Origin of the sequence: Shewanella sp. M16, from assembly GCF_018224605.1 — a bacterium.
Classification (GTDB): domain Bacteria; phylum Pseudomonadota; class Gammaproteobacteria; order Enterobacterales; family Shewanellaceae; genus Shewanella; species Shewanella oncorhynchi.
Genome location: NZ_JAGTUL010000070.1, coordinates 1 through 10,079, shown reverse-complemented (window position 1 = coordinate 10,079; position 10,079 = coordinate 1). Strand labels below are relative to the sequence as shown.

Annotated in this window: 8 protein-coding genes; 4 read left to right on the top strand and 4 right to left on the bottom strand. The window is 46.7% G+C overall.

Going from position 1 to position 10,079, the window contains the following annotated elements; genetic code table 11:
• Positions 1–149 precede the first annotated feature (149 nt).
• On the bottom strand, positions 150–1,817 hold the full coding sequence (locus KFE26_RS22710; RefSeq protein WP_212601801.1) for an MFS transporter: 1,668 nt from the start codon (positions 1,815–1,817) through the stop codon (positions 150–152).
• Between the two features lie 890 nt (positions 1,818–2,707).
• Here KFE26_RS22710 and KFE26_RS22705 point away from each other — a divergent pair.
• The gene (locus KFE26_RS22705; protein WP_212601800.1) at positions 2,708–3,001 is read left to right on the top strand and encodes a YciI family protein; all 294 of its coding nucleotides are present in this window, start codon (positions 2,708–2,710) and stop codon (positions 2,999–3,001) included.
• 210 nt (positions 3,002–3,211) lie between these two features.
• Positions 3,212–4,219, top strand: a complete 1,008-nt coding sequence (locus KFE26_RS22700; protein WP_212601799.1) for a class I SAM-dependent rRNA methyltransferase — start codon at positions 3,212–3,214, stop codon at positions 4,217–4,219.
• Positions 4,220–4,313: 94 nt separating this feature from the next.
• Here the strand turns inward: KFE26_RS22700 and KFE26_RS22695 are convergent, their stop codons facing one another.
• The 3 genes from KFE26_RS22695 to KFE26_RS22685 form a co-directional block, all read right to left on the bottom strand.
• The gene (locus tag KFE26_RS22695; RefSeq protein ID WP_212601798.1) at positions 4,314–4,763 is read right to left on the bottom strand and encodes a carboxymuconolactone decarboxylase family protein; all 450 of its coding nucleotides are present in this window, start codon (positions 4,761–4,763) and stop codon (positions 4,314–4,316) included.
• Between the two features lie 43 nt (positions 4,764–4,806).
• Entirely contained in the window at positions 4,807–5,715 is a 909-nt protein-coding gene (locus KFE26_RS22690; protein WP_212601797.1) for a helix-turn-helix domain-containing protein, read from the bottom strand.
• Between the two features lie 348 nt (positions 5,716–6,063).
• Entirely contained in the window at positions 6,064–8,226 is a 2,163-nt protein-coding gene (locus tag KFE26_RS22685) for a glycoside hydrolase family 97 protein (protein WP_212601796.1), read from the bottom strand.
• A gap of 267 nt (positions 8,227–8,493) precedes the next feature.
• Between KFE26_RS22685 and KFE26_RS22680 the strand changes: the two genes are divergently transcribed.
• Entirely contained in the window at positions 8,494–9,273 is a 780-nt protein-coding gene (locus tag KFE26_RS22680) for a tRNA (adenine(22)-N(1))-methyltransferase TrmK (RefSeq protein ID WP_212601795.1), read from the top strand.
• Between the two features lie 284 nt (positions 9,274–9,557).
• Positions 9,558–10,079: NUDIX hydrolase (locus KFE26_RS22675; RefSeq protein ID WP_212601794.1), on the top strand; the 522-nt coding region annotated here is incomplete at its 3' end.

Sequence of the window (10,079 nt, the reverse complement as noted above, 5' to 3'; positions counted from 1 at the left end):
TAGTGATTGAATTGATAAAGATATTTTATGCAGCTGTGATTAGCCAAATGACCGTATTCACCGCGCTTAACATGCATTGCTGTATGTCGCATAATGTGTATCGCTTCTATAAAGAGCTAACTTTTATTTGTTAATTTTATTTGTTAATTTTATTTGTTAATTTTATTTGTTAATTTGTCTGTGGCTTTCGTGATTAAGTGAGTCTTGCGGTTCATCGCTGTACTTTGATTATTTGGGTTATTTTGTTCGACAACGTCTTGGTCGACAAATAATACGGCAATGCCTGCACACATCATCAAGACGCCACCTGTGATAAGTGCATAAATAGGTTGACCATCGAACAGACCATTGAGCACTAAACCCAGCACACTGGCGGCAAGAAGCTGCGGGATGACGATGAAGAAGTTAAAAATCCCCATGTAAACGCCCATTTTTTGCGGGGGTAACATGCCCGACAACATGGCATAGGGCACAGATAAAATTGACGCCCACGCGATACCGACACCTATCATAGGCAGCCATAACAGGCTTGGGTCTGTAATAAAAAAGAAACTAATCAAACCTATACCACCACAGAACATATTGACTGTGTGGGTTAGCTTGATGCCAATACGCTTAGCCAGCATAGGAATAAAAATCGCGGCAATGGCGGCAAAACCATTGTAAGAGGCGAATAGTACGCCGACCCAATCTGCGCCGTCGTTATAAGCCTGGGACAACACATCGCTGCTGCCAAAATGGTAAGACGTCACGGCGGCAGTGGTGTAAATCCACATGGCAAACAGTGCGAACCAAGAGAAAAACTGCACGATCGCCAGTTGATGCATGGCTTTGGGCATATGGAACAAGTCATCGACCACGCTAAATACCATGCCGAGCTTATTGCGTTCAGCGGGTTGTGAATTGCCCAAACGCAGCGCGCAATACAATTGCAATGGGCCAAAGGCGAAAATTCCTAAGCTCAAGATATACAACTGCTTATCTAAATCCTGAGCCCAAATAGCGAAGGTGAGCAGGGCGCCGAGACCCATCCACACGATGGAGGCAAATTGATAGTCCTTGCGGGTACGAGTGCGGGCTAAAGTTTCATCTTCAGCATCGGCTTGTTTTGCGTTAAAGGCGGCTAATTCTTCAGGGGAATATTCTCTTGACGATACGACAGTCCAAGTGACCGCGAGCAATAATACTGTGCCGCCAAAATAGAAGGCATAACGCACTGAATCGGCAATTTCACCCGCTGGTGCAGTATTCGCAACATCAAAAAAGTGAGTCAAAATATAGGGTAAGGCCGAAGCGACCACAGCGCCAATACCGATGAAAAAGCTTTGCATGGCATAGCCTTGAGTACGTTGGCTTTTCGGTAAATTGTCACCGACGAAGGCGCGAAACGGCTCCATGGCGATGTTGATCGAGGCATCCATGATCCATAACATGCCTGCGGCAATCCACAGGGTAGGCGAGTGCGGCATGATAAAAATGGCAAGGGTAGTAAAAATCGCGCCAATCAAAAAATAGGGGCGGCGACGGCCAAGGCGACCCCAGGTGTTATCACTCAAATAACCAATAATAGGTTGAACCAATAAACCCGTTAGCGGCGCGGCAATCCACAGTATGGGGATTTCATCGATAGAAGCCCCCAAGGTTTGAAAAATGCGGCTGACGTTGGCATTTTGCAGGGCAAAACCAAATTGAATGCCTAAAAAGCCGAAGCACATATTAAAAATTTGCCAGAAACTCAACTCAGGTTGTTGCTTGAATGCATGCGGCAACTGAGGCGCTGCGGCTTGATGGGGATCTTGCTGGTAATTCGAAGACATTGAACTTCCTTTCTGTTGCTGGCAGTCGTTCTGCCTTGAGTGCTTATTGTTTTAATTGTTTTGCCTAGCAATGGATTGGCACTGTACTTTGCTTTTATGTGGTGAGCTATTTCATCACAGCCAAGAGCATACAATAAAAGCTAAGAGTCAGATTCATGGCTTATTCATGGTAGTTTCGCGCATGCCATGAATGAGTGTACTCTGTGAAAAAATAGCGAATATACTCCTCCCTCAGAAGTATATTCGCCGATAAATTCATTTCAAATTTGGGCTAACACCTTAATTCAAAGGGATTAGCCCAAGTGAGTGGCCTAAAGCCAGTCAGCAGAAAGAACTTAAGCCTGATAGCAATCCTTGTATGTAACCCTATCAGAAACGACCTCACAGATTTCAAACCCCACAAGCAGAGGGTGAAACGAGCGGATTTATAGTAGCCTCGGCGTAGATTTTTGCACAACTGCTTACATACGTATTCATCATGGCTTAGTAACTGGATGGAAACATAGGTGTAACGCATCTAGACGGTTTATCAATAGTCATAGGCTTGCTGGAATGCTCAAATAACTCTCTAATCTTGTTAGAATACTTGATGATCAGTCATTGCATTATTTTTTAGAAAAAAGGGTATTGTTATTGCGGATGTTAACTGAGTGATAAAATCAACCGCAGCATAACTGACGGCGAGTTCAATGCACTTAATAAGAGTCAGCATGCAATCAATATCCAGTACGGATGCCGATAGCTTGACTCGAAAGTCGCGCACTCTGCACTATGATAATAGCCAGCCTAGATATGGTGGGATCAGATAGGTACTTAGCTTATGATGATCGCCAGATTAAGCGTTTTTCGTTCGATTATTTTAAATTTTTTCAGTTGATTAAAGGATCCCTATGTTTGTTGTCTCGCTTACCTATAAAAAGCCAATTGCAGAAGTGGAGTTACATTTAGCCGCCCATATTGCTTATCTTGATGAGTATTATGCCGCAGGGACTTTTGTCGCCTCGGGTCGTAAGGTGCCACGTACCGGTGGCGTCATCCTCGCCAAGGCTGAAAGTCGCGCGGCGCTAGAGGTTATTTTGCAGCAAGATCCTTTCTGCATTGCCGATGTCGCTGAGTTTGAGGTGATAGAGTTTGTGCCGACTAAAACGGCGCTAGGGTTAGAACAGTTGCTTGAAGTGATTTAACCTACATCTTTGTTTGAAAATTATTCCGTGCACTTGGTTATAACAGGCTTGGCGGGTTGGGGGATATAGAGTTCCCCCATTTGGGTGTTAGTCGGTGTTTATGCTGTTTTCGGGGCGAACTTTTCCGATATTCTGCGACCTAGTTTGGTATTATGCCGTTTTCCCTCTTGAAACCTTACGCAGGTTTCCGCTGCGCGAGTCCCACTTTTTATGTCTATTCAAACGCTGTTATCGACGGCTCTGGCGAAACGCCATGATTTTTTACAACAAGCTGAACAGGATAAAACCGATTGTTTTCGGGTGTTCCATGGCACAGTTGAAGGCGTGAGTGGCTTGAATGTCGATCGCTACGGCGATACTTGGCTAGTGCAGAGTTTTCATCAAACCTTAACCGACGAAGAGTTGGTTGGTGTCGGCACTGTTTTGTTGCAACAGGCCGATTTACCGATTGTGTATAACGATCGTTCTTTAGGCCATTCCCGTGTATTGAATGCCTTATCACCCGCACTGACAGAGATCGCGAGTTCTGAGCGAGTAATGCAGGAAAATGGCATCAAGTTCAGCACTAAACTGCGCCACGAAGGACAAGATCCGCTGTTATTCCTCGATATGCGTATTGGTCGCGAATATGTGCGGGCACACAGCCAAGATAAAACTGTGCTGAATTTGTTTTCCTACACCTGCGGCATTGGTACTGCGGCAGCCATCGGCGGCGCGACTCAGGTGATGAATGTTGATTTTTCTTCCTTTGCTTTAGCGACGGGCAAAGCGAATGCGGCATTAAATCAGGTGTCGAATGTATGTGAGTTTGTGCAGAGTGATGCGTTTCCGGCATTGCGCCAATTGGCAGGCTTGAGTGTGGGAGGGCGCCGCAATCAAAAATTACCGAGTTATCCCAAATTGGCGCAAACCCAGTTTGATCTGGTGTTCCTCGATCCGCCGCGTTATGCCAAGAGTGCTTTTGGTATTGTCGATTTGGTCAATGATTATCAAGGTTTGTTTAAGCCCGCATTAATGGCGACCAAAGTCGGTGGCACTATCGTTTGCTGTAACAATGTGGCGAAAGTCGAGCGCCAAGCATGGTTCGACAGTTTAGTGCGCTGCGTTGAAAAACAAGGCCGTACAGTCACTACGTACACTTGGCTCGATCCCCATGAGGATTTCCCTTCGTTCGATGACAATCACCCACTTAAAATAGTGGCGCTGACATTAAGTTAACTATACAAACGGCATAGTGATAAGAACTACATAGTGATATCAACAAGCAGGGCACCCGATTCGGTGCCCTTTTTATTTGTCCATTTATGTGCCGCTAGATGGGTTGCAAGTGGAAGGCAATCGCGACGCGGTTCCAGCCATTAATGGCAATGATTAAGCTGGTGAGATCGACAATTTCTTTCTCGGAATAATGCTCTGCAAGCGCCGCATATTGACTGTCATGCACGGGGGCAGTAGCAACTTGGGTTAAGATTTCTGTCCAGAGCAGCGCTGCACGTTCCCGTTCATTAAAGATTCCATCGACCTCCTGCCAAGCGGCAAGTAAATCTAAACGCAGCTGTTCTTCACCGTCGCTTCTGGCTTCCTCGGCGTGCATTCGCTGACAAAACGCGCAGCCATTGAGTTGCGATGCTCTAAGCTTGACTAAATGCACCAGTAATGGCGAAAAGTGGGAGTCACCGGCTGCTTTGTCTAAGCTGAGCAGTGCGTTAGCGAGTGTGGGTTGTAGCTGGTAAATTTGCTGGCGTGGTATACGTTCTGACATAAAAGCCTCCTATAAGCTGAGGCTTCAATCTAAGCTGTTAGCGCTATGTAGGATTGGAGATTTGCGACATTTTACGCTTTTTGTATTGTCCTGGAGTTTGCAGTGTCACCCGTACAAAGTGTTGATGTAGATGGGCTTGATCGTAAAATCCGCAATCGAATGCGACTTGCACTAGGCTGAGGTTAGGTGATTGGCTGAGTAAGTTTCGGGCGATTTTGACTCTGTTTAATTGCAGTAACTGCGCGGGTGACAATCCGGTTTCTTGTTTAAATCTTCGTTCAAATTGACGGCGGCTTAAGGGCAGTTGCCTATAGAAATCCTCTAAACTGGCTTGGGTTTGAGTAAGCTTTGGTAAACTCGCCTGCACTAAGCTAATCATATCGCTTTTATGTCGAGATAAGGCCGCATCACATTGCTGCTGGGTGAGTTGCAATAACCAGTGCTCAAGTAGGGCGACGCGTTGGGCTGGCTGATTGGTTTCCGCCAGTTGCGATAGCAGTTGATCCAATCCTGTTAGCTGCAATTGCGTCGCATCAATAGCCTTCATTGATGCGGCAGACAGAATATCTTGCAGTTCAATGCCAAGTAAATGAAACGCGCCGCCGGGGTGAAAACGAACTGTCATCAGCTCGATTCCTGGTAAAAAGGCGTGGGAATGTCGGCTCTGACCACAATGACATAACACTTGGGGTTCTTCGCCGCTGAGCGTTTGAGTTAGCGTTGGCGTTGGGAAATAGAAATGCAGGCTAGTGCCGCCGTCCGGATAAAATGTCTGCTCAATGCCCTGCGGTAAATCGGTCGCAACGCGCAAATGAAAGTAGCGCTGCACCCAAGGGCGAAGTGGCGCTAAGGGTTTAAAATGGCTAAAGCCTAAGTGCGCGAGTTCAGTTTCGAAACGTTTAAAGCTGCGCATTTCTAATAAATTTGCCCGATATCGCAAGCTGAGCACCATAAGCAAGTAAAGGAAGGTCAGATTAATCTAACTGAGGCATTTTTGCACCTGTGTTGCTTGTACGCATTTGCCTTGGACTGGCATGGTCTGTCTATGCTGTTACTGGTTAGCCAGAAGCATTTACAACCTGTTTATTCGGTTTATACCGATTTGACAGCTAATTGGCACTAGCTGAATAGACGCCTCGACCATGATCAACTTTTACGTTTGTACTGGGATCAACTGGTGTTAGTTGGCGATAAAAAGTCACCAAAGACAAGGTATATCCTTGGTGACTTTCTGTTTTTTACTCTGTATTTCACACTCGCTTAAACACGTTGTTAACGCACTGACTTTAAAAAACTAAACCTAAAGCACTTTGAATCTGATTGCCGTGCCGCCACTGCTGGCGAGTGCGAGGTTTAGGCTATCTTTAGCACTTACCTCTTTGGTTTCAATCACATAATCATAGGGATTGGTTTTCCAATCGGCTTTTGCGCCATCGCGGTAAATTTGTGCTTGATAACGTTTATTCGGGGAGAGGAAATCCAGTTTGACCGTGACCTTGCGTGCGGCTTCATCCGTGAGTGCGCCTAAGTACCAATCACCTTGATCCTTCGCTTGGCGAGCAAAGACCACATAGTCACCGACTTCACCGGCCAGCGCGACACTTTGATACCAATCTGTGGGCACATCGCGGATAAATTGGAAGGCATCTAAGTGCTTTTCATAATTGCGCGGCAGATCCGCTGCCATTTGGATTGGACTATAGAGCACAACGTACAAGGCGAGCTGTTTGGTCAACGTGGTCTGCACACGATTTTCTGCATCCAACCCTTTGGGCGCTAAGTCAAAAATCCCCGGAGTAAAGTCCATTGGACCCGCAAGCATGCGGGTAAAGGGTAACATGGCCGTGTGTTCAGGGTTGTTTGGTGGGCTACCCCAAGCATTGTATTCTTGGCCACGGGCACCTTCGCGGGAGATCCAGTTTGGATAGGTTCGGCGCAGGCCTGTGTCTTTAATCGGCTCGTGGGTATTGATACTGATATGGTGTTTCGCAGCCTCGGTGACATTGTGCAAATACTCACCGACCATAAACTGGCCGTCGTGCCACTCGTGACGGGTAATGCCTTTGTCATCTATGCGCTTGATTTGGCCACCATCGGCGACATAGCCCGTCTTGACTTGAGTAACACCATGCTGCTCATACAGGGCGAAGGCATCAGCGATTTGATCGCGATAATGCGTGACTGAACCTGCGGTTTCATGGTGGCCGATTAAACGTACACCTTGCTTTGCTCCGTAGGCTGTGATGGCGGGCAGATCGAAATCAGCATAGGCCTTGGTAAAGCTAAATTGATCGCCGTTGTGGAACCAGTCGCCGTCCCAACCTTCATTCCAACCTTCTACTAGTACGCCATCAAACTGATATTTAGCGGCGAAATCCATATAACGCTTTGTTTCACTGGTGGTTGCGCCATGGGTTGGGCCCGAGCCCCAGGTATTTTCGTTTAAGTGCATTCCCCACCAAATACCGACGTATTTCCCTGGTTTTACCCAAGTAACATCGCCGAGTTTATTGGGTTCATTGAGGTTTAGGATGAGGTGCGAATTGAGTAGCCCAGTTGCTTTGTCGGCAATTTGAATGGTGCGCCATGGCGTATAAAAACCCACTTGGGTTTTGACGCGAATACCGTCGGACCAAGGCGTGAGATCCGCCTTTAGTTTGCCATCTCGCTGTTGATCTAAGGTCATGGCGGCAAAGTCCACCAAGGCGGCTTCGTGGATACTTAAGTGCGTACCGTCTGCGAGTTTAAAGGTGAAGGGGGTATGGGCTCTATCGACGTCTTTAAGCGCTGTGGTGCGATATAAATATTCGTAGCGATTCCAGCCGCGGGCAGGGATCCACCATGCTGTAGCTTTATCGCTTTTGCCGACATTGAACTCGGTTAACTCGTCAGTGATTAATAGCGGCGAATTGGCGGGCAGGGCAGCTTGTGGGGCTAAGTGATAGCGAAAGCCAATCCCATCGTCAAAGGCTTTAAATTCGATTTCGAGTTGCACCTTGCCATTACTTAATACTGCAGTCAGTTGATTGTGCTGATCGCGGATCCATTCCTGTTCGCCCCAAGGTTGTTGCCACTTTTCATCGGCACTTTTTTTCTCGCTGCTTTTTATCTGTAATCCTTGACCGAGTTCGCCAAGGGATTGAAAAACTAAGCCTAAGCGGCTCGGTTCTATGACTGTTTTGCCGTGAAAATCGATTTTATATTCGGGGCGGCCTGTATCGTCACTCAAGCTGATTTGAATTTGTTGGTTGGGTGAGCTGACGGTAACGGTTTTAGCAAATACGTTGGCACTAAAAAGACTCGTAACTGCAAGGGCGATAAGTGAATGGCTTAATCGCGCTTGCGATAGTTTTTGTCGCGATGAGCTCTGGCGAGTGTGGCTGTTTGTTAAGTGGCAATCTGTTACGTGACGGGCAGTTAAGTCGCTGCGAGTGAACTGAATAGGGTTGGTCTTGATGAACATTCCTTGATCCTTGTTTTTATAACTAATGTGACTCACAGCATACTAGTGGCGATGGCTTTTTAACCGCAACGGCCTGCATACGTATTCAGCATATTAAGGCGTGGCGTAACAGACGTGACGTGAAGCACTGCGAGGGCACGAACAAAAGATGTGGTTTGCTTTTGACTCGGGTAAACTGCGCGCTTTCTTTTTGCTTAAAAATGCAATTTAGCGTGGGATTTACAGTGGGATTTACAGTATTTGGAGCCGCAGTAGTAAGGTCAAACCGTGAAAATTAGCCAACGTTTACAACAGATAAACAGCATGATCACTGGTCATTACGATCATATTTGGGATTGCTGCTGCGATCATGGTTTGCTCGGTATGCTGTTGTTAAAAAGGAATGTTGCTCGCCAAGTGCATTTTGTCGATTGTGTGCCTTCGCTAATGCAGGCGCTTGAACTGCGGTTGCAGCGTTTCTTTCCCGCTGACATATCAGGCCTTAATCCACACTTAGATCCAAACTTAAACCCGGACATAGACCCTAATTTAAGTCGTCATAGTCAGTGGCAAGTGCATTGCCTTGATGTCGCGACTTTACCGCTCGAGCAAACCAGTGACAAAGATAAACAGTTGATTATCATCGCTGGCGTGGGTGGTGAACTGCTGGTGGAATTAGTGCGGGCAATTTTAGCTCAACACCCACTGCGGCACCTCGAGTTTATTTTGTGTCCCGTGCATCATAATTACTATGTCAGGCAATCACTTTCGGCCTTAGGGCTAGGGCTTAAGTCGGAACACTTATTGGAAGAGAATCAACGTTTCTACGAAATCCTCCATGTCAGTACAATCGCGGCTCCAAATGGTCTTCCTATCACTGCTACTGGGTCGTTAATGTGGCAGACGTTAGATGAAGCAAACCTACCGCGAGCACACCGCTACCTGTCGCAGGTAATTGGCCATTACCAACGCATGCCGGCGCACAAGCAAACTCCTGAAATTATTCACGCCTATCAGCAGCAATTGGCACAGCTCTTGAGTGAGCATAGTGAGTTTGAATGCGCTTGAGCATTTTTCCGCTTGGGCATTACGCTGAGAACTAAGATGAGAACCAAAGATGAGCAGCTAAGATGAGGATCAGACGAAAGAGCTGATGCATCGCGATCTCGTTGTTAATATTATGGGCAAAACGATTTTAGCATAAACCGTTAACAATCAATCTTGTAATCGTTAAAATCTATTAATCACTCGGACTGGACTGAGTGTGATTATTGCCTCTGCTACAGTTTTTGATCTGCATTTGGCGCATTTTCGTTTATGCTTCGACTCCTTTTCGGCAAATGGCTACGACTATGCGTTTATTGAGAACCACCCAAGATCCAGCGGTTAACCTACAGACGGCACGCGTTTTTTATCGCAGAGCTGCCCGCGCGATTGTGTTATCGGGTGAAGACATTTTGCTGCTTTATACCCAAAAATACCGCGACTACAGCTTACCCGGCGGCGGAATTGATGATGGCGAGAGTCTCGAAGATGGACTGATCCGCGAGCTTCAGGAAGAAACCGGTGCCTTAGACATTCAAGTGTTAGCGCCCTTTGGTCGCTATGAAGAGTTTCGACCTTGGTACCGTGAAGGAGCGAATGTAGTGCACATGGAGTCATTCTGTTATGTATGCCGTATTGACATCACACTGGGTGAGCGTGGTTTAGGTGAGACTCGATTAGAAGCCCATGAGATTAAAAATGGCATGCGGCCTGAATGGCTTAATATTCATCAAGCTATCGCCCATAACGAAGATATTCAGCGCAATCATCCCCATAAAGGCCAATCAATAGAGCGTGAAACTTTTCTGCTAAAACAGATAGTATTGGAA